Origin of the sequence: Variovorax frigidus, from assembly GCF_051216515.1 — a bacterium.
In the GTDB taxonomy this organism is placed as follows: domain Bacteria; phylum Pseudomonadota; class Gammaproteobacteria; order Burkholderiales; family Burkholderiaceae_C; genus Variovorax.
Genome location: NZ_JBPJZF010000007.1, coordinates 290746 through 309034, shown reverse-complemented (window position 1 = coordinate 309034; position 18289 = coordinate 290746). Strand labels below are relative to the sequence as shown.

21 protein-coding genes and 4 tRNA genes are annotated in these 18289 nt (G+C 66.0%); 23 read left to right on the top strand and 2 right to left on the bottom strand.

Annotated features, from left to right (window positions below):
* Positions 1–23: 23 nt before the first annotated feature.
* Together ACSFBC_RS22175 and ACSFBC_RS22170 are read left to right on the top strand one after the other, a co-directional pair.
* Entirely contained in the window at positions 24–1256 is a 1233-nt protein-coding gene (locus tag ACSFBC_RS22175; protein ID WP_435512502.1) for a THUMP domain-containing class I SAM-dependent RNA methyltransferase, read from the top strand.
* Between the two features lie 119 nt (positions 1257–1375).
* On the top strand, positions 1376–2050 hold the full coding sequence (locus ACSFBC_RS22170) for a LuxR C-terminal-related transcriptional regulator (RefSeq protein WP_435512501.1): 675 nt from the start codon (positions 1376–1378) through the stop codon (positions 2048–2050).
* A gap of 30 nt (positions 2051–2080) precedes the next feature.
* Here the strand turns inward: ACSFBC_RS22170 and ACSFBC_RS22165 are convergent, their stop codons facing one another.
* Positions 2081–2962, bottom strand: a complete 882-nt coding sequence (locus ACSFBC_RS22165; protein WP_435512500.1) for a LysR substrate-binding domain-containing protein — start codon at positions 2960–2962, stop codon at positions 2081–2083.
* 229 nt (positions 2963–3191) lie between these two features.
* On the opposite strand from ACSFBC_RS22165, the gene ACSFBC_RS22160 reads away from it, so the two are divergent.
* Both ACSFBC_RS22160 and ACSFBC_RS22155 read left to right on the top strand, forming a co-directional pair.
* A complete protein-coding gene (locus ACSFBC_RS22160; protein ID WP_435512499.1) occupies positions 3192–4277 on the top strand; it encodes a M14 family metallopeptidase in 1086 nt (361 codons plus the stop codon).
* Between the two features lie 89 nt (positions 4278–4366).
* Complete coding sequence (locus ACSFBC_RS22155; RefSeq protein WP_435512498.1) at positions 4367–5044, top strand: phosphoglycolate phosphatase; 678 nt, start codon at positions 4367–4369, stop codon at positions 5042–5044.
* Between the two features lie 7 nt (positions 5045–5051).
* Here the strand turns inward: ACSFBC_RS22155 and ACSFBC_RS22150 are convergent, their stop codons facing one another.
* The gene (locus ACSFBC_RS22150; RefSeq protein ID WP_435512497.1) at positions 5052–5654 is read right to left on the bottom strand and encodes a chalcone isomerase family protein; all 603 of its coding nucleotides are present in this window, start codon (positions 5652–5654) and stop codon (positions 5052–5054) included.
* A 339-nt stretch (positions 5655–5993) separates the two neighbouring features.
* On the opposite strand from ACSFBC_RS22150, the gene trpE reads away from it, so the two are divergent.
* The 19 genes from trpE (at position 5994) to rplL (ending at position 18176) form a co-directional block, all read left to right on the top strand.
* Positions 5994–7496, top strand: a complete 1503-nt coding sequence (trpE, locus tag ACSFBC_RS22145; protein WP_435512496.1) for an anthranilate synthase component I — start codon at positions 5994–5996, stop codon at positions 7494–7496.
* Positions 7497–7498: 2 nt separating this feature from the next.
* Positions 7499–7891, top strand: coding sequence for a GxxExxY protein (locus tag ACSFBC_RS22140; RefSeq protein ID WP_354359134.1), 393 nt, complete (start codon positions 7499–7501; stop codon positions 7889–7891).
* Complete coding sequence (locus ACSFBC_RS22135; protein ID WP_435512495.1) at positions 7888–8472, top strand: anthranilate synthase component II; 585 nt, start codon at positions 7888–7890, stop codon at positions 8470–8472. The genes ACSFBC_RS22140 and ACSFBC_RS22135 overlap by 4 nt, the downstream gene beginning before the upstream one ends.
* A gap of 5 nt (positions 8473–8477) precedes the next feature.
* The gene (gene ltaE, locus ACSFBC_RS22130; protein ID WP_435512494.1) at positions 8478–9536 is read left to right on the top strand and encodes a low-specificity L-threonine aldolase; all 1059 of its coding nucleotides are present in this window, start codon (positions 8478–8480) and stop codon (positions 9534–9536) included.
* A gap of 16 nt (positions 9537–9552) precedes the next feature.
* Positions 9553–10212, top strand: coding sequence for a LysE family translocator (locus ACSFBC_RS22125; RefSeq protein ID WP_435512493.1), 660 nt, complete (start codon positions 9553–9555; stop codon positions 10210–10212).
* 24 nt (positions 10213–10236) lie between these two features.
* On the top strand, positions 10237–11259 hold the full coding sequence (gene trpD / locus ACSFBC_RS22120; protein WP_435512492.1) for an anthranilate phosphoribosyltransferase: 1023 nt from the start codon (positions 10237–10239) through the stop codon (positions 11257–11259).
* A 32-nt stretch (positions 11260–11291) separates the two neighbouring features.
* Positions 11292–12092: an indole-3-glycerol phosphate synthase TrpC gene (gene trpC, locus ACSFBC_RS22115; RefSeq protein ID WP_435512491.1), complete on the top strand. Its 801-nt coding sequence runs from the start codon at positions 11292–11294 to the stop codon at positions 12090–12092.
* Positions 12089–12808 (top strand): uracil-DNA glycosylase, encoded by a 720-nt coding sequence (locus ACSFBC_RS22110; RefSeq protein WP_435512490.1) that lies wholly within the window; start codon positions 12089–12091, stop codon positions 12806–12808. The genes trpC and ACSFBC_RS22110 overlap by 4 nt, the downstream gene beginning before the upstream one ends.
* Positions 12809–12905: 97 nt before the next feature.
* Positions 12906–12991 (top strand) — tRNA-Tyr (locus ACSFBC_RS22105).
* Between the two features lie 66 nt (positions 12992–13057).
* Positions 13058–13131: transfer RNA gene (locus ACSFBC_RS22100), tRNA-Gly, on the top strand.
* A gap of 51 nt (positions 13132–13182) precedes the next feature.
* Positions 13183–13257: transfer RNA gene (locus ACSFBC_RS22095), tRNA-Thr, on the top strand.
* A gap of 75 nt (positions 13258–13332) precedes the next feature.
* The gene (gene tuf, locus ACSFBC_RS22090; protein WP_435512489.1) at positions 13333–14523 is read left to right on the top strand and encodes an elongation factor Tu; all 1191 of its coding nucleotides are present in this window, start codon (positions 13333–13335) and stop codon (positions 14521–14523) included.
* Positions 14524–14529: 6 nt separating this feature from the next.
* Positions 14530–14605 (top strand) — tRNA-Trp (locus ACSFBC_RS22085).
* Positions 14606–14705: 100 nt separating this feature from the next.
* Positions 14706–15089 (top strand): preprotein translocase subunit SecE, encoded by a 384-nt coding sequence (gene secE / locus ACSFBC_RS22080; RefSeq protein ID WP_435512488.1) that lies wholly within the window; start codon positions 14706–14708, stop codon positions 15087–15089.
* Entirely contained in the window at positions 15089–15682 is a 594-nt protein-coding gene (gene nusG, locus ACSFBC_RS22075) for a transcription termination/antitermination protein NusG (RefSeq protein ID WP_435512487.1), read from the top strand. The genes secE and nusG overlap by 1 nt, the downstream gene beginning before the upstream one ends.
* A gap of 145 nt (positions 15683–15827) precedes the next feature.
* Positions 15828–16259 (top strand): 50S ribosomal protein L11, encoded by a 432-nt coding sequence (rplK, locus tag ACSFBC_RS22070; protein WP_219211526.1) that lies wholly within the window; start codon positions 15828–15830, stop codon positions 16257–16259.
* Positions 16259–16957 carry a 50S ribosomal protein L1 gene (gene rplA / locus ACSFBC_RS22065; protein ID WP_435512486.1) on the top strand — a complete coding sequence of 233 codons (699 nt, stop codon included), beginning with the start codon at positions 16259–16261 and terminating at the stop codon, positions 16955–16957. Before rplK ends, rplA begins: the two co-directional genes overlap by 1 nt.
* A gap of 266 nt (positions 16958–17223) precedes the next feature.
* Positions 17224–17760, top strand: a complete 537-nt coding sequence (gene rplJ / locus ACSFBC_RS22060) for a 50S ribosomal protein L10 (RefSeq protein WP_435512485.1) — start codon at positions 17224–17226, stop codon at positions 17758–17760.
* Between the two features lie 44 nt (positions 17761–17804).
* Positions 17805–18176 (top strand): 50S ribosomal protein L7/L12, encoded by a 372-nt coding sequence (gene rplL / locus ACSFBC_RS22055; RefSeq protein WP_219211519.1) that lies wholly within the window; start codon positions 17805–17807, stop codon positions 18174–18176.
* Positions 18177–18289 lie beyond the last annotated feature (113 nt).

The window sequence follows — 18289 nt, the reverse complement described above, 5'->3', positions numbered from 1 at the left end:
GCCTCCTTCCGTCTGCCTGAACCATGAACCAGCTCCATCTCTTCCTGCCTTGCGCCGCCGGCGTCGAGGACTTTCTTGCCCAGGAGGTGCACGGCCTGACCGGCCTTGCGGGCGACGACCTGATGGCCTCGCGCGGCGGCGTGTTCGTGCGCGGCTCGTGGCGCGATGCGATGAAGCTCAACCTCTACAGCCGGCTCGCGCAGCGCGTGCTGATCGAGCTCGCGCATGCGCCCTACCGCAGCGAGAACGACCTCTACGCCATCGCCAGCGGCGTGGCCTGGGAAATCTGGTTCACGCCCCAGCAGACCTTCAAGATCGAGACCACGGCCCAGCACAGCCCGCTGACCAGCCTGAACTTCGCCACGCTGCGCATCAAGGATGCGATCGCCGACCGCTTCCGCGCCAAGGCGCACGGCGTGCGACCCAGCATCGAGACCCAGCATCCCGACGTGCGCGTGTTCGCGCACCTCACCACCGACAGCTGCACGCTCTACATCGACACCTCGGGCGAGCCGCTGTTCAAGCGCGGCTGGCGCCAGGACACGGGTGACGCACCGCTCAAGGAAACGCTGGCCGCCGCCATGCTGGCTGCCAGCGGCTGGTGGAACCCGGAGACCGGCGCGGTGTCGGCCGTGCCGTTGTACGACCCCTGCTGCGGCAGCGGCACCATCGCCATCGAGGCCGCGCAGATCGGCCTGGGCATCCCGGCCGGCGCGCTGCGGCGCTTCGGCTTCGAGAAGCTGCTGCCCTTCCAGCCGCACGTTTGGGAGTCGATCCAGAACGAGGCGGCCGACCAGCCCGCGACCGCATCGCCGCCGATCTTCGGCAGCGACGTGTCGCACCGCATGGTCGACTTCGCCGAGCGCAACGCCGAACGCGCGGGCGTGGCCGAGGCGATCCAGTTCCGCGGCGGCGACGCCTTGCAGCGCATGCCGCCGGAAGGTGCGCCACAGGGCGGCGTGATTGTGCTCAATCCGCCCTACGGCGAGCGCATCGAGGTCAGTGGCGTGGCCCGCATCGGCGCGCGCGAACAGGCCGCGACCGAGGACGGCGGCGAATTCTTCAGCCAGCTCGCGAGCCACTGGAAGAAGAACTACGCCGGCTGGACCGCCTGGATGCTCACGCCCGACCTGCAACTGCCCAAGCGCATGCGGCTCAAGGAGTCGCGCCGCGTGCCGATGTGGAATGGGCCGATCGAATGCCGGCTGTTCCGCTTCGACATGGTGGCCGGCTCGGCCCGCACGCCGCGCAACTGAGGTCCGCCCGCGCCTTAGCGCTTGGGGACTATGCCTTTCGGGTTAGCTCTCGCTTGTCGTGCGTGGCAATCGACGTTATCTTTGGTTTTCAAGAGTTCGCTTGAGCCAGAGGTTGCGCCATGAAAATGCTGATCGCCGACGATCACTGGCTCGTCATCGAGGCGGTCAAGGCCAAGCTGTCGGAAATCGAGCCCGGCATCGTCTTCGTCCAGGCCCTGAGCGTCGATGAGCTGCTGGCCGTGGTGTCGGACGACATCGACCTCGCGGTGATCGACCTTCACATGCCCGGTGCCCAGGGCCAGTCGCACGTCGAGGAACTGCGGCGCCGATATCCCGCCATGCAGGTGATCGTGCTGTCGGGCACCGAAGATCCGAACGTGATGCGCTGCGCGCTCGCGTGCGGCGTGCGGGGCTTCATTCCCAAGGCCTATCCGCCGCAGGTGATGATCTCGGCGGTGCGGCTGGTGCTGGCTGGCGGCGTGTACGTGCCGCCGATGATGCTGTCGGCCGTGCCGCCCGGCGTGGTGGCGGGCATGCCCGGCGCGGTGGTCGCTGCCGCGGTGCGCGGCCCGAGCGCCGTGCAGACGCTCGACCTGCTGCGCAACGTGCTGACCGACCGCCAGGTCGAGGTGCTGCAGCTGCTGTCGCAGGGCAAACCCAACAAGCTGATCGGCCGCAGCCTGGGCATCAGCGAGGGCACCGTGAAGATCCACCTCGCCGCGATCTTCCGCGCGCTCAACGTGCGCAATCGCACCGAGGCGGTGTTGGCGGCGCAGACGCTGACCGAGGCCTGAGCCTCCTGTCTGGCGTTTCTCGAGCGCCCGTCACGCGTCGCGCAGGCACTGCACGAACAGTTGCGCGCTGCGGCTGAGTGCCGCGCCCTTGCGGGTGACGACGATCCCGGCGACGGTGGGCATCCGGTCCTGCAGGGGCAGGGCCACGATGCCCTGCGCGTTCAGCGTGCCGCGCACCATGGGTTCGGCCAGCACCGACAGCGTGTCGGTCTGCGCGAGCAGGCCCAGCGCGACGGTGAAGGACTGACAGCGCACCGCGTGGGCGGGCACAGGCAGGCCATGCTGCGAGAACAGCTGGCGCAGCACGTCCCCGTTCTCCTCGGCATACCCGGGGGCGAGCCAGTGGGCATCCACGAGTTTCTTGAGTCGCCGGGTCTTTGCCAGCGGATGGCCCCTGCGTGCGCACACGGCCACCGGTGTGGAGAACAGGTGCGCGACCTCGAACTCGTCGCTCACCATGCCGGGCAGCACGTGGGTCGCCACGAAATCGACGCTGCCGTCGCGCAGCTGCGCCAGGGCCATCGGCATCACGCCTTCGGAGAAGTGAATCTGCGAGCGCGGCATGGCCTGCCGGAAGGCCTCGAAGGCCGCGGGCAGCACCGACAGCGCGATGGCCGAGCTGACCGCGATCGACAGGCTCTCCGTGGTGCCGTGGCGGATCGCGTCCATCTCTTCGTGGGTGCGACGCATCTCCTCGATCAGCAGTGAAGCCCGCCGGCGGAAAGCATGGCCGTAGTCGGTCAGCACCACGCCATTGGCATGGCGCTCGAACAGGCAGACGTCGAGTTGCCTTTCGAGTTCGCGCATCGCCTTGGAGACGGCCGGCTGCGACACGTTGAGGCGGCGTGCCGCCGCGCGCAGGGCCTGTGTTTCCGCGACCGCAAGGAAGGCTCGCAATTGGTTGAAGGTCATGGGGCGGCCCGCACTTCGGCGGCGAGGAAGGTGCAATCTTCAGGTTATCACGAGCCCTTTTTTGTTGTCTTTTCCTTTGCAGTCAATGTCCCTAAGCTCCGGCCTGGCCCAAGAGGTCCCATGCCAAGGAACATTTGCTGCGGCGAGGAGACCGATGCCCACCACCACTGCCGACGATGCCCCCCGGGCGACGACCGACCCTCTCCCTGAGAACGACAAAGGAAACGCCATGCCCACCACCACCGAATGCTTCGGCAGCACCTACGACGACGCACGCGCCAAATTCCGCGCGGGCGTGCGCACCGCCGGCGCCGAGCTCGAGGCCCATGTCCTGGAAGGCCACCAGGGCGCGCAGGGCGAGTCGCTGTCGATGGATGCGACGGTGCTCGGCCCGGCCGACGCCACCCGCCTGATCGTGATGAGCTCCGGCACGCACGGCCCCGAAGGCTTCTGCGGTTCGGGCAGCCAGGTCGCACTGCTGCACGACACGGAACTGCACGGCCGGCTCGCGGCCGAAGGCATCGCGCTGCTGCTGGTGCACGCGGTCAACCCCTACGGCTTCTCGCACCTGCGGCGCGTCAATGAGGACAACATCGACCTCAACCGCAACTGCGTCGACTTCGCGCGCGCGCGCCCGGCCAATCGGGGCTACGCGGAACTGCACGACCTGCTGCTGCCCGCCGAATGGCCGCCCACCGACGCCAACCGTCAGGCGCTGGCCGACTTCATCCGCGAGCGGGGTGAGCAGGCTTACCAGTTCGCGGTCACGCTGGGCCAGTACGACCATCCCGAGGGTCTGTTCTACGGCGGCGCCGGACGCGCGTGGAGTCTGCGCACGCTGCAGCGGATCCTGGAGACGCATGGCCGCGGCAAGCGCAGCGTGGCCTGGCTCGACATCCATACGGGCCTGGGTCCGCGCGGGCATGCGGAGAAGATCCACACCGGTGCCGTCGCCGAACTGCCCTTCGCGCGTCGCTGCTGGGGCGCCGACGTGTTCTCGCTCAGCGAGACCACCTCGAAGTCGGCACCGGTCAGCGGACCGGTCAGCCTGTTGCTCGCGCAGGCCTGCCCCGGGGCAGAGCAGGCGAGCGTGGCGCTGGAGTACGGCACCGTGCCCGTCTTGCCGGTGCTCGATGCGGTGCGCGGCGACCACTGGCTGCACCGTCGCAAGGGCGAGGCCTCGGCCGAACAGATCCTGGCCGTCAAGACCGCCATGCGCGACGCCTTCTACGGCGATGCCGACGACTGGCGCGGCATGGTGCTGGGGCAGGCGCGGACCGCCGTGCTGCAGGCTCTCTGCGGCATGCGGGACTGAGTCGGTCGGCCTGCTGATCGAGAATGCGGGCTCCGCGCGCAGCGCCTTCGCGTTGCGTCGCTTCACGTCCTGAACTCGATCGGCCTGCTTTGAACGCCTCCCACCTGAACCTCTCGGATTTCGATGCCGCCATCGTCGACCTCGACGGCACGATGGTCGACACCCTCGGCGATTTCGTCGCCGCGCTGAACGCGATGCTCGGCGATCTCGGCCTGCCGGCCGTGAACGCGCAGGCCGTCGGCACGATGGTCGGCAAGGGCTCCGAACACCTCGTGCAATCGGTGCTGGCGCACGTGGGCGCGTCCACGGAAGTCGCGCTCTACGAACGGGCCTTCGCGCGCTACCAGCACCACTACATCGCGATCAACGGCCAGCATTCCGCGCTCTATGCGGGCGTGATCGAAGGGTTGACGGCATTGCGCGCGCGGGGCCTGCGGCTGGCGTGCCTGACCAACAAGCCCCAGGCCTTCGCCGTGCCGCTGCTCGCGGCCAAGGGGCTCGACCGCTTCTTCGAGCAGGTGTTCGGCGGCGATGCCTTCGCGCGCAAGAAGCCCGATCCGCTGCCGTTGCTGAAGACCTGCGAGGCGCTGGGCACGGTGCCCGCGCGCACGCTGATGGTCGGCGACTCGAGCAACGATGCCCGTGCGGCGCGCGCCGCGGGCTGCCCGGTGGTGCTGGTGAGCTACGGCTACAACCACGGCAAACCGGTGCGCGATGTGGACGCCGACGGCTTCGTCGATTCGCTGGCCGAACTCGCGGCCGCCTGAGTCGGCGCTACGGCTTGCCCAGCAGCGCGTCCTTGAGCTTCCAGTCGGCCGGGCTCGGCCCCAGCCAGATGCGCAACAGCGCGTTGTAGAAGGCCGGCTCCTTCACGGGGTCGGGCTGCGGCACGCCGCGCACCGTGATCAGCGTGCCGGTGCCGGGCAGCCAGTCGATGGTGAAGGTGTCGCCGGTCTTGAGCTGCTTCTGGTCCGCGAACATCTGGCCCATGCGCAGCAGGCCGGGAATGAGGTTCACCATCTCGCTGCGCGGCGAGTTCTCCTCGACGCCTTTGGTGAACAGCTTGCCCAGTTCGTTGGCGTCGATGTCGCGCAGCATGGTGATGGCCACGCGCTTGGCGCCCGTTGCCGCCAGCACCTCTTCCGGGGTCGACGCTTTCCGGCCCAGGTACAGGCCGGCCGTGTAGACCTTGAACACGGCCTTGTAGCGCACGCCCGCGCCGTTGAGAAGCAACGGGCTGCCGACCAGTGTCAGGCGGTCGTCGAGCTTGACGCCGGCCACATCGACGGCGGCGGCCGAGGCGCCGAACGCGGCCATGCTCAGGCTGATGGCCAGCACGAGCCGGCCACACAGGGCAGGGAGCGAAACACAGGACATGGGGGGATTTCCTCGATCTTTTGCGAACGGTCGTGCGAATCTATCGTTTCGCTTTCCGACCGCGCTCCGGGGGAACCCTGAAGCCCCCGGTTGCACGTTTCGATGTTTTCGTGGGCTAAACTCCCGGCAACATGTTCGTTCATCACATCCATCAAACAGGTGAAGGCAGCCGGGGAGCCTGGCCCTGGCGTCGCCAACCATCGCTGACTGTTTGATGGCACGGCGCACGCCGTGCGCCCGCGGTTCCGGATCGGCCCCTGTACGACGACGCCGGAACCCCCTGTGAATGACCTTGCCACCGGCCGAAGACGCGCCGGCAGGCAACTGGAGAACGAATCCGTGATCACCGAACTTGAATTCAAGAGCCTCAGCGCTCAGGGCTACAACCGCATTCCGTTGATGGCCGAGGCCTTTGCCGACCTCGAGACACCGCTGTCGCTGTACCTCAAGCTGGCCCATTCGGAAGGCGGCGGCAAGCACAGCTTCCTGCTCGAATCGGTGGTGGGCGGCGAGCGCTTCGGGCGCTACAGCTTCATCGGCCTGCCCGCCAAGACGCTCTTGCGCGCCACCGGCTTCGGCGCCGAGGCCCGGACCGAGGTCGTGACGAACGGCCAGGTGGTGGAAAGCGCCACGGGCAATCCGCTGGACTTCATCGCGCAATACCAGAAGCGTTTCAAGGTGGCGCTGCGGCCCGGCCTGCCGCGTTTCTGCGGCGGCCTCGCGGGCTACTTCGGCTACGACACCGTGCGCCACATCGAGCGCAAGCTCGAAAAAAGCTGCCCGCCCGACACGCTGGGCTGCCCCGACATCCTGCTGCTGCAGTGCGAGGAACTGGCCGTCATCGACAACCTGTCGGGCAAGCTGTACCTGATCGTCTATGCCGATCCCAAGCAGCCCGAGGCCTATGCCAACGCCAAGCGCCGCCTGCGCGAGCTCAAGGAAAAGCTCAAGTACTCGGTGAGCGCGCCCATCGTGAAGCCCACGCAGCCGCACCCGCCCGAGCGCAGCTTCGCCAGGGCCGACTACATCGCGGCCGTCGAGCGTGCCAAGGAAATGATCGCCGCCGGCGACTTCATGCAGGTGCAGGTGGGCCAGCGCATCAGCAAGCGCTACACCGAGTCGCCGCTGTCGCTGTACCGCGCGCTGCGTTCGCTGAACCCGTCGCCCTACATGTACTACTACCACCTGGGCGATTTCCACGTGGTGGGTGCCTCGCCCGAGATCCTGGTGCGCCAGGAGAACACGGACGACGGCGAGCAGAAGATCACCATCCGCCCGCTGGCCGGTACGCGGCCACGCGGTGCGTCGATCGAGCTCGACAAGGCGGCCGAGGTGGAGCTCATCAACGACCCGAAGGAGCGCGCCGAGCACGTGATGCTGATCGACCTGGCGCGCAACGACATCGGCCGCATCGCCAAGACCGGCACCGTGAAGGTGACCGAGGCCTTCGCGGTCGAACGCTACAGCCACGTGATGCACATCGTGAGCAACGTCGAAGGCACGCTGAAGGACGGCATGACGGCCATCGACGTGCTCAAGGCCACCTTCCCGGCCGGCACGCTGACCGGCGCGCCCAAGGTGCATGCGATGGAACTGATCGACCAGCTCGAGCCCACCAAGCGCGGCCTCTACGGCGGCGCCTGCGGCTACATCAGCTATGCGGGCGACATGGACGTGGCCATCGCGATCCGCACCGGCATCGTGAAGGACCAGATGCTGCACGTGCAGGCGGCGGCCGGGGTGGTCGCCGATTCGGTGCCCGAGCTGGAATGGAAAGAAACAGAGGCCAAGGCGCGCGCACTCCTGCGTGCGGCCGAGCTGGTCGAGGAAGGCCTGGAGTAAGCATGAGCACCGCACCCGATATTCAGAACGACTTCTCGCACGAGATCATCGGCGCCGCCGTCGAAGTGCAGCGCGTGCTCGGCACGGGCCTCGACGAGGGTGCCTATGCCGCCGCGCTGGCGATCGAACTGGCCGAGCGCGAGATCGGCTTCACGCGCGACGTCGCGTTGTCGGCCAGCTACAAGGGCCGCTCGCTGGGCGATGTGTACCGCGCGGGCTTCGTGATCGAGCAGTCGGTCATCGTCGAGCTCAAGGCGGTCGACGTGCTGACCGACCTGCACCGCGCGCAGGTGCTGGCGGCGCTGCGGCTGTCGGGCCTCAAGCTGGGCCTTCTGATCAACTTCAACGTCTTTCCCGTGGTGAAGGGCGTGCACAGGATTGTGAGCAAGCCATGAAACTGCTGATGATCGACAACTACGATTCCTTCACCTACAACATCGTCCAGTACTTCGGCGAGCTGGGTGCGGAGGTCGAAGTGGTGCGAAACGACGAGATCGACGTGGCGCAGATCGGCGAACGCATCGCCCGCGGCGTGACGCGGCTGGTGATTTCGCCGGGGCCTTGTTCTCCCGCCGAGGCGGGTGTGTCGGTGGCAGCCATCGAGGCCTTCGCGGGCCAGCTGCCGATCCTGGGCGTGTGCCTGGGCCACCAGGCCATCGGCGCGGCCTTCGGCGGCAAGATCGTGCGGGCGCAGCAACTGATGCACGGCAAGACCAGCGAGATCACGACCACGCGTGAGGGCGTGTTCGCGGGGCTGCCGGAGCGCTTCACGGTCAATCGCTACCACTCGCTCTCGATCGAGCGCGAGAGCTGCCCGAAGGCGCTGGCCGTCACCGCGTGGACCGACGACGGCGAGATCATGGGCGTGCGGCACACCGGCTTTGCGCATGAGGTGCGCATCGAAGGCGTGCAGTTCCATCCCGAATCGATCCTCACCGAGCACGGCCACGCGATGCTGAAAAACTTCCTGGACTGACCACCATGACCGACCGTTCCCCCATCGTCGACCTGCGCAGCGACACCGTCACGCAGCCCACGCCCGCGATGCGGGAAGCCATGATGGCGGCCCCGCTGGGCGACGACGTCTTCGGCACCGACCCGAGCGTCAACGCGCTGCAGGAAAAGGTTGCGGCGCTGCTGGGCTTCGAGGCGGCGCTGTTCGTGCCCACCGGCACGCAGAGCAACCTGTGCGCGATCCTGTCGCACTGTGGCCGTGGCGACGAATACATCGTGGGCCAGCAGGCGCACTGCTACCGCTGGGAAGGCGGCGGTGCCGCGGTGTTCGGCAGCGTGCAGCCGCAGCCGCTGGACCATGCGCCCGACGGTACGCTGCCGCTCGCGCAGATCGAAGCCGCCATCAAGCCCGACGACGCGCACTTCGCGCGCACGCGGCTGCTGGCGCTGGAGAACACGCTGGGTGGCAAGCTGCTGCCGTTCGAGTACGTGCAGGCCGCGACCGAGCTGGCCAAGCGCAAGGGGCTGCAGCGGCATCTGGACGGCGCGCGTCTTTTCAACGCGGCGACCGCGCAGGCGGCACTGAACCACAGCACCGACGTCCGCGCCGAAGCACGTCGCATCGCGCAGTGCTTCGACAGCGTGTCGGTGTGCTTCAGCAAGGGCCTGGGCGCGCCCGTCGGCTCGGCGCTGCTGGGCTCGCGCGAGTTCATCGCACGTGCCCACCGCATCCGCAAGATGGCGGGCGGCGGCATGCGCCAGGCCGGCCTGCTGGCGGCGGCCGCGTCGCATGCGCTCGACCACCACGTCGACCGCCTGGCCGACGACCACGCACTGGCGCAGCGGCTCGCGCAAGGGCTCGAAGGCATCGAAGGCCTGACGGTCGAGGCGCCGCACACCAACATCGTGTTCGTCGACCTCACGGGCGCTGCGCAGGCGCGGTCCTCTGAGTTGCTCGCGAGCCTGAACAGCCAGGGCATCCTCGCGACCGGCCTCTACCGGCTGCGCTTCGTCACGCACCTCGACGTCGATGCAGCGGGCGTCGACCGCGCGGTCACCGCGATCCGCGCCTTCTTCAAGGCCTGAGCCCCAGGAGTGCGCGATGCCTGATCTTCCCCATCTGCTCGCCTTCATCGCCGCCGGCTGGTTGCTGAACCTCACGCCCGGGCCCGACGTGCTGTACGTCGTGTCGAACGCGCTGCGCTCCGGCGTGCGCGCGGGCATCGTGGCGGGGCTGGGCATCACCGCGGGCTGCTTCGTCCACATCTTCGCGGCCGCGGTCGGTGTCGGCACGCTGATGGCGACCTCGGCGGCGGCGTTCACGGTGCTCAAGTACATCGGCGCGGCCTACCTGCTGTACCTCGGCGTGCGCATGGTGCTGTCGCGTCCGAAGGCGCCCGCCGACCTGGAATCCGTGGCTGCCGTGGGCGAGCAACGCAGCCTCCAGGCGATCTTCCTCGGCGGCTTCTGGACCAACGTGCTCAACCCCAAGGTCGCACTGTTCTTCTTGGCCTTCGTGCCGCAGTTCATCGCCCCCGGCGCGGACGACAAGGCGCTGTACTTCGTGCTGCTGGGCGTGCTGTTCAACCTCAATGCCATTCCCGTCAATGTCGGCTGGGCCCTGGCCGCGGGCTGGATGGCGCGCCGTGGCGCGGTGCAGAAGGGCCTGCACTGGCTCGACCGTGCGGCCGGCGTGCTGTTCATCGGCTTCGGCCTCAAGCTTGCGTTCACCGATGCACCCGCCGTCCACGTCGGCCGCTGATTCCATCTCGAGGAGAACTCTCTCATGATCACCCCCCAGGAAGCGCTGCAGCGCACCATCGAACACCGCGAAGTCTTCCACGACGAGATGTTGCACATCGTGCGCCTCATCATGAGCGGCGAGTGCTCGCCCGTGATGATGGCCGCGCTGATCACCGGCTTGCGCGTGAAGAAGGAAACCATCGGCGAGATCACCGCCGCCGCGCAGGTGATGCGCGAGGTGTCGACCAAGGTGCCGGTGGCCGACACCATGCACCTGGTGGACATCGTGGGCACGGGTGGCGACGGCTCGCACACCTTCAACATCTCGACCTGCTCGATGTTCGTCGCGGCCGCGGCCGGCGCCAAGGTGAGCAAGCACGGCGGGCGCAGCGTGAGCAGCAAGTCGGGCAGTGCCGACGTGCTGGAGGCGCTGGGTGTGAACATCAATCTGAAGCCCGAGCAGATCGCACAATGCATCGCGGACGTGGGCATCGGCTTCATGTTCGCGCCCAACCACCACCCGGCCATGAAGAACGTGGCACCGGTGCGCAAGGAACTGGGCATCAAGACCATCTTCAACATCCTGGGCCCGCTCACCAATCCCGCCGGCGCGCCCAACATCCTGATGGGCGTGTTCCATCCCGACCTGGTGGGCATCCAGGTGCGTGCGCTGCAACGCCTGGGCGCGGAGCATGCGGTGGTGGTCTACGGCCGCGACGGCATGGACGAGATCTCGCTCGGCGCGGCCACCCTGGTGGGCGAACTCAAGGACGGCGAGATTCGCGAGTACGAGCTGCACCCCGAGGACTTCGGCTTCCAGATGTCGAGCAACCGCGCGCTGCGCGTGGAGACGCCCGAGCAGTCGATGGCGATGCTGCGCGGCGTGCTCGACGACACACCGGGCGCCGCACGCGACATCGTGCTGCTCAACGCCGGCGCCGCGCTGTATGCCGCCAACGTGGTGGATTCGATCGCGGCCGGCGTGGAGACATCGCGCAGCGCCATCGCCAGCGGTGCCGCGAAAGCCAAGCTGGCGCAACTCGTGGCCGCCACGCAGGCCGCCTGACACAGAACCGCAGACAGCGAGAGAAAAGAACCATGTCCGACATCCTGAACAAGATCGTGGCCGTCAAGCACGAAGAGATCGCCGCCGCGAAGCAGCGCAGCCCGCTGGAGGCTGTGCGCTTCGATGCCGAGAGCCGTGTGCTCACGCGCGACTTCGTGGGCGCGCTGCGTCGCAAGATCGCCGCCGGCCAGGCCGCGGTGATCGCCGAGGTCAAGAAGGCCAGCCCGAGCAAGGGCGTGCTGCGCGCCGAGTTCATCCCGGCCGACATCGCGCAGAGCTATGCCGAAGGCGATGGCACGGTCAGCGCGGCCTGCCTGTCGGTGCTGACCGATCGCCAGTTCTTCCAGGGCAGCGTCGACTTCCTCAAGCAGGCGCGCGCTTCGTGCGACCTGCCGGTGCTGCGCAAGGACTTCATGGTCGACCCCTACCAGCTCTACGAATCGCGCGCGATGGGCGCCGATGCGGTCCTGCTGATCGCGGCCTGCCTCGACGATGCGCAGATGAAGGACTTCGAGGCCATCGCACTCGGCCTGGGCATGGCGGTGCTGGTCGAGGTGCACGACGCTGCGGAGCTCGATCGCGTGCTGAAGCTCAAGACGCCGCTGATCGGCATCAACAACCGCAATCTGCGCAGCTTCGAGGTGTCGATCCAGACCACGCTCGCTCTGCGCGCGCGCGTGCCGGCGGAGCGCTTGCTGGTCACCGAATCGGGCATCACCTCGCGCGACGACGTGGCGCAATTGCGCGCGGCCGGCGTGCAGGCCTTCCTGGTCGGCGAAGCGTTCATGCGCGCGGACGAACCGGGCGAAGCGCTGGCGGCGTTGTTCCAATGAGCGGGCCGGATCAGCTGGCCAGCAGCGATCCTGCCGACTGGCCCGTGGCGCCGGGTTGGCAGCCGCTGGTCGACGATTTCTTCGCGGGTTCGGCCGGCCGGAAGCTGCAGGGCTTCCTGCGCGAGCGTCTCGATGCCGGCGCGGTGATCTTCCCGCCGCAACCCTTGCGGGCCCTGGAGCTCACGCCGCCCGGGGACGTGCGGGTGGTGATCCTGGGGCAGGACCCTTACCACGGGCGCGGGCAGGCCGAGGGGCTGGCCTTCTCGGTGGCTTCCGGCGTGGCCCTGCCGCCTTCGCTGCGCAACATCTTCAAGGAGCTCCAGCGCGACCTGGGCACGCCGCCGCCACCCTTTCCGAACCCGGGCGGCAGCCTCGTGAAATGGGCGACCCACGGCGTGCTGCTGCTCAACACCTGCCTCACCGTCGAGGAAGCCCAGCCGGCCAGCCATGCGGGCCGCGGCTGGGAAGTGCTGACCGACGCCGTGATTCGCCATGTGGCGCAGGGCGAGCGATCGGTCGTTTTCATGCTTTGGGGTGCGCATGCGCAAAGTAAGCGGGCGTTGATAGACGTTGCGCGCCATAAGGTGCTGATGTCGAATCATCCTTCGCCGCTGTCGGCGCTGCGGCCGCCCGTGCCGTTCATCGGCTGCGGACATTTCAGCGAAGCCCGGGCCTGGCGTGAGGCGCAGGCGCCGGGAGACGTCAAAACTGGTTGATAATCGATGGGTTCACACCTCGGCAGAGGGCCTTGCTTCAACTTGTCGCTGGGATTTCTGTGTAGTCACAAAATCGTGCTATATTTCGAGGTTCGCCGGAGAGGTGGCCGAGTGGTTAATGGCAGCAGACTGTAAATCTGCCCTCTTACGAGTACGCTGGTTCGAATCCAGCCCTCTCCACCAGCGATGAATTTGGTTTCTAAGAGCGATTGGATCTAGCGCTTTGGGTGCCTTGCAGTGCCCCCGAATGCGGGAGTAGTTCAATGGTAGAACCCCAGCCTTCCAAGCTGATGACGCGGGTTCGATTCCCGTCTCCCGCTCCAGAGGTCCGGTTCGTGGTTGGCATGCGTTTTGGTTACGTTTGGTTAAGCAAAGCCCTTTTGGCTCAGTGGTAGAGCACCCCCTTGGTAAGGGGGAGGTCGCGGGTCCGATTCCCGCAAAGGGCACCAATTTGTCGGGGTTGCTGTCAAGAGCACGCAACTCCATGTGAATGTGTTGATCTCGTTTTTTTCGGAGTCGAGAAAATGGCAAAAGGTAAATTCACCCGCACCAAGCCGCACGTGAACGTGGGCACGATTGGTCACGTCGACCATGGCAAGACCACGCTGACCGCTGCGATCGCAACGGTGCTGTCGGCCAAGTTCGGCGGCGAAGCCAAGGCCTACGACCAGATCGACGCAGCGCCTGAAGAAAAGGCCCGCGGCATCACGATCAACACCGCGCACGTCGAGTACGAAACGGCCAACCGCCACTACGCACACGTCGACTGCCCTGGTCACGCCGACTATGTGAAGAACATGATCACCGGCGCCGCCCAGATGGACGGCGCGATCCTGGTGTGCTCGGCCGCCGACGGCCCGATGCCCCAGACCCGTGAGCACATCCTGCTGGCGCGCCAGGTGGGCGTGGGCTACATCATCGTGTTCCTGAACAAGTGCGACATGGTCGACGACGCCGAGCTGCTCGAGCTGGTCGAGATGGAAGTGCGCGAGCTGCTGGACAAGTACGACTTCCCGGGCGACGACACCCCCATCATCCACGGCTCGGCCAAGCTCGCCCTCGAAGGCGACAAGGGCAAGCTGGGCGAAGAAGCCATCATGAAGCTGGCCGACGCACTGGACACCTACATCCCGACGCCTGAGCGCGCCATCGACGGTGCATTCCTGATGCCCGTGGAAGACGTGTTCTCGATCTCCGGTCGTGGCACGGTGGTGACCGGCGCTGTCGAGCGCGGCATCATCAAGGTCGGCGAAGAAATCGAGATCGTCGGCATCGCAGCGACCCAGAAGACCATCTGCACGGGCGTGGAAATGTTCCGCAAGCTGCTGGACCAAGGTCAAGCGGGCGACAACGTGGGCGTGCTGCTGCGCGGCACGAAGCGCGAAGACGTCCAGCGCGGCCAAGTGCTGTGCAAGCCGGGTTCGATCAAGCCGCACACGCACTTCACCGCCGAGGTGTATGTGCTGTCGAAGGACGAAGGCGGCCGTCACACGCCTTTCTTCAACAACTACCGCCCGCAGTTCTACTTCCGCACGACGGACGTGACCGGTGCGATCGAGCTGCCTGAAGGCAAGGAAATGGTCATGCCTGGCGACAACGTCAGCATCACCGTGAAGCTGATCAACCCGATCGCCATGGAAGAAGGCCTGCGTTTCGCCATCCGCGAAGGCGGCCGCACCGTGGGTTCGGGCGTCGTGGCCAAGGTGATTGCGTAATTCCGGAGGGGTATAGCTCAATTGGCAGAGCGTCGGTCTCCAAAACCGAAGGTTGTAGGTTCGATTCCTACTGCCCCTGCCACCTGAGGGTGGCCCCCAAGGCCCGTCGCAACCCGACGGGCTTCGGCGTCTCAAGAGGCGCATTGAATTGAAGGCCGACAGGCCGCAGGAACTTGCCGAAGATGGCTACAACACAAATCGAGACCGTGAGCACCAGTGCCGACAAGGCGAAGCTGGCGGCTGCGGTCGTGCTCGCAGTGGGCGCCGTCGTGGCGTTCTACCTGCTGGCGCGCCAGGGTTCCCTGGTGCAGTGGGCGGTGCTGCTGGTGGGTCTGGCAGCGGCCGTGGGTGCCTTCGCAAGTTCCGAAAGCGGTCGCCAGCTGCTGGCCTTTGGCCGCGACGCCTGGCGCGAGGTCAAGAAGGTCGTCTGGCCGACCCGCAAGGAAGCCATCCAGATGACGGCCTACGTGTTCGCTTTCGTGGCGGTCATGTCGGTGTTCCTCTGGCTCACCGACAAGACGCTCGAGTGGGTGTTCTTCGACCTCATTCTGGGCTGGAGAAAATAATGACGGACGCTGTCGAAACCGCGGCGGAAAGCACCCCGTTGCTTGCCGCCCCGACCAACCCGGATTTCCGCTGGTACGTCGTGCATGCCTACTCGGGCATGGAAAAGGCCGTGGAGCGCAACATCACGGAGCGCATCAACCGCGCCGCGATGCAGGACAAGTTCGGTCGCATCATGGTGCCGACCGAAGAAGTGGTCGAGATCAAGAACGGCCAGAAGCGCACCACCGAGCGTCGCTTCTTCCCGGGCTACGTGTTGGTCGAGATGATCATGGACGACGAGAGCTGGCACCTGGTGAAGCACACCAACAAGGTGACCGGTTTCGTCGGTGGCGCGAAGAACCGTCCCGCACCGATTTCTCAGAAGGAAGTCGAAGACATCGTGAGCCAGATGCAGCAGGGCACCGAGAAGCCGCGCCACAAGGTCGAATTCATGCCGGGCGAGTTCGTTCGCGTCAAGGAAGGCCCGTTCACCGATTTCAACGGCACCGTCGAAGAAGTCAATTACGAAAAGAGCAAGGTGCGCGTGTCGGTCATGATCTTCGGTCGTGCCACCCCCGTCGAGCTCGAGTTCAGCCAGGTCGAAAAGACTTAAACAGAGAATAACGAGGCTCGAAACGAGCCTCGTCCTTGTGTGTTGATTGCCACTCAGGCTCGGCAATCAACCGTATCGAAGAGCCGTTAACCCCCGGGGAGCCACGGCCAAGCGCCGAGGCGATATCACCCGCAAGGAGCAAAGCATGGCGAAAAAAATCGTCGGCTTCATCAAGCTGCAAGTGCCAGCTGGTAAGGCCAACCCGTCACCGCCCATCGGTCCCGCACTGGGCCAGCGCGGTTTGAACATCATGGAGTTCTGCAAGGCGTTCAACGCCCAGACCCAAGGCGTCGAGCCGGGTCTGCCGCTGCCGGTGGTCATCACCGCGTTCGCGGACAAGAGCTTCACCTTCATCATCAAGACGCCGCCTGCGGTCACCTTGATCAAGAAGGCCATCAAGCTGGACAAGGGTTCGGCCACGCCGCACACCACGAAGGTCGGCAAGATCACGCGCGCTCAGCTCGAAGAGATCGCCAAGGCCAAGATGAAGGATTTGACGGCAGCCGATCTGGATGCCGCCGTTCGTACCATCGCCGGCTCTGCCCGTTCGATGGGCGTGACTGTGGAAGGCGTGTAATGGCCAAGATCACCAAGAAGCAAAAAGCCCAGGTCGGCAAGGTCGACAGCAACAAGCTGTACGCACTGGTCGATGCCATCGGTCTCGTGAAGGACTCCGCCACCGCCAAGTTCGATGAATCCATCGACGTGGCCGTGCAACTCGGCATCGACGCGAAGAAGTCGGACCAGGTCGTGCGTGGCGCCGTCGTGCTGCCCAACGGCACCGGCAAGACCAAGCGCGTCGCCGTGTTCGCCCAAGGCGCCAAGGCTGAAGAAGCCAAGGCCGCCGGCGCCGACATCGTCGGCATGGACGACCTGGCTGCCATGGTCAAGGCTGGCGACATGCCTTTCGATGTGGTCATCGCTGCACCGGACGCCATGCGCGTCGTCGGTACGCTCGGCCAGATCCTCGGCCCGCGCGGTTTGATGCCCAACCCGAAGGTCGGCACGGTCACGCCGGACGTCGCGCAGGCGGTCCGCAATGCCAAGGCCGGTCAGGTGCAGTTCCGCGTCGACAAGGCAGGCATCGTGCACGGCACGATCGGCCGTCGCTCGTTCGACACCGACAAGCTGCAGGGCAACCTGGCAGCGCTGATCGAAGCGCTGGTCAAGGCCAAGCCCGCGACCAGCAAGGGTGTGTACCTGCGCAAGGTGGCGGTGTCGTCGACCATGGGTCTGGGCGTTCGCGTCGACACCCAATCGATCGCACAGAGCTGATTTGAAGAATTTGCCGTGTCTCTCGGGACGCGGCGATGTGGTGGGCCGACGCGGCGCTGTGTCACAGCAGCGAGCGCGACGGGCCATCCAAGACCGCTGGCGTGCAGTTCGCTGCACTTAATCGAGGATTCTTCGGAGCCCTCAACCAGCGCAGATGGCGATCCCACTGCAAGGAATTCGTTTCCGAAACAGTTGGTCGCTGCATGAAGCGCGTCTGGAGGCCCGGACGAAAGTCCGGCCGAAAGGCGCATTAAAAGGAGTAGACCTTGAGTCTGAATCGCAGTGAGAAAGAAGCGGTCATCGGTGACGTGACCAGCCTCGCCGCAAAAGCTCAAACGCTCGTGCTGGCGGAATACCGTGGCATCACGGTCGCTGATATGACGAAATTGCGCAATGCCGCGCGCAGCCAGGGCGTGACGCTCAGCGTGTTCAAGAACACGCTGGCACGCCGTGCTGTCGCGGGAAGCGCTTTCGAAGTCATCGGTGACCAGATGACCGGTCCGCTGATCTACGGCTTTTCCGAAGACGCAGTGGCCGCCGCCAAGGTGGTGGCCGACTTCGCGAAGACCAACGACAAGTTGGTGATTCGCGGTGGCGCGTTTGGCGGCAAGGTCCTGGACGTGAACGGCGTGAAGCAGCTCGCAAGCATCCCTTCGAAGGAAGTGTTGCTGGCGCAGTTGCTGGGCTTGATGCAATCCCCGATTTCCCGTACCGCACGCGTTCTCGCGGCGCTGTCGGCGAAGCGTGGCGAAGGCGCACCCGCAACCGATGCACCGGCAGAAGCCGAAGCGCAGCCCGCGTAAGCCGGCTTCGTTGGAACATTCAACCCAATTGTTAGGAAACAAAAATGGCATTCGATAAAGACGCATTTCTGACCGCACTCGACGCGATGACGGTCCTGGAACTCAACGACCTGGTGAAGGCCATCGAAGAGAAGTTTGGCGTGAGCGCTGCCGCCATGGCAGGCCCCGCTGCTGCAGGCCCCGCTGCCGCTGCTGCTGAAGAGCAGACCGAGTTCAACGTCATGCTGATGGAAGCTGGCGCGAACAAGGTGTCGGCGATCAAGGCCGTGCGCGAAATCACCGGCCTGGGCCTCAAGGAAGCCAAGGACCTGGTGGAAGCCGCTCCCAAGGCTGTCAAGGAAGGCCTGTCGAAGGCTGACGCTGAAGCTGCCAAGAAGAAGCTGGAAGAAGCTGGCGCCAAGGTGGAACTGAAGTAATTCAGTCCCCCTCAAGGGCTGGAGGTGCTCGCAAGAGCCCTCCAGCCTTTGCCGCTTTCAGAGCGCACCCGAAAACCGGCCTGTTTCGCCGGCTTTCACCGATCCAGAGGTCG

Coding starts and splice junctions, on each gene's coding strand:
- rplA (WP_435512486.1), top strand. CDS start 16,259: ATGGCCAAGATCACCAAGAAGCAAAAAGCCCAGGTCGGCAAGGTCGAC.
- ACSFBC_RS22175 (WP_435512502.1), top strand. CDS start 24: ATGAACCAGCTCCATCTCTTCCTGCCTTGCGCCGCCGGCGTCGAGGAC.
- nusG (WP_435512487.1), top strand. CDS start 15,089: ATGACGGACGCTGTCGAAACCGCGGCGGAAAGCACCCCGTTGCTTGCC.
- trpD (WP_435512492.1), top strand. CDS start 10,237: ATGATCACCCCCCAGGAAGCGCTGCAGCGCACCATCGAACACCGCGAA.
- ACSFBC_RS22135 (WP_435512495.1), top strand. CDS start 7,888: ATGAAACTGCTGATGATCGACAACTACGATTCCTTCACCTACAACATC.
- ltaE (WP_435512494.1), top strand. CDS start 8,478: ATGACCGACCGTTCCCCCATCGTCGACCTGCGCAGCGACACCGTCACG.
- ACSFBC_RS22165 (WP_435512500.1), bottom strand. CDS start 2,962: ATGACCTTCAACCAATTGCGAGCCTTCCTTGCGGTCGCGGAAACACAG.
- rplK (WP_219211526.1), top strand. CDS start 15,828: ATGGCGAAAAAAATCGTCGGCTTCATCAAGCTGCAAGTGCCAGCTGGT.
- ACSFBC_RS22140 (WP_354359134.1), top strand. CDS start 7,499: ATGAGCACCGCACCCGATATTCAGAACGACTTCTCGCACGAGATCATC.
- ACSFBC_RS22110 (WP_435512490.1), top strand. CDS start 12,089: ATGAGCGGGCCGGATCAGCTGGCCAGCAGCGATCCTGCCGACTGGCCC.
- ACSFBC_RS22150 (WP_435512497.1), bottom strand. CDS start 5,654: ATGTCCTGTGTTTCGCTCCCTGCCCTGTGTGGCCGGCTCGTGCTGGCC.
- trpC (WP_435512491.1), top strand. CDS start 11,292: ATGTCCGACATCCTGAACAAGATCGTGGCCGTCAAGCACGAAGAGATC.
- rplL (WP_219211519.1), top strand. CDS start 17,805: ATGGCATTCGATAAAGACGCATTTCTGACCGCACTCGACGCGATGACG.
- ACSFBC_RS22125 (WP_435512493.1), top strand. CDS start 9,553: ATGCCTGATCTTCCCCATCTGCTCGCCTTCATCGCCGCCGGCTGGTTG.
- tuf (WP_435512489.1), top strand. CDS start 13,333: ATGGCAAAAGGTAAATTCACCCGCACCAAGCCGCACGTGAACGTGGGC.
- ACSFBC_RS22170 (WP_435512501.1), top strand. CDS start 1,376: ATGAAAATGCTGATCGCCGACGATCACTGGCTCGTCATCGAGGCGGTC.
- ACSFBC_RS22160 (WP_435512499.1), top strand. CDS start 3,192: ATGCCCACCACCACCGAATGCTTCGGCAGCACCTACGACGACGCACGC.
- secE (WP_435512488.1), top strand. CDS start 14,706: ATGGCTACAACACAAATCGAGACCGTGAGCACCAGTGCCGACAAGGCG.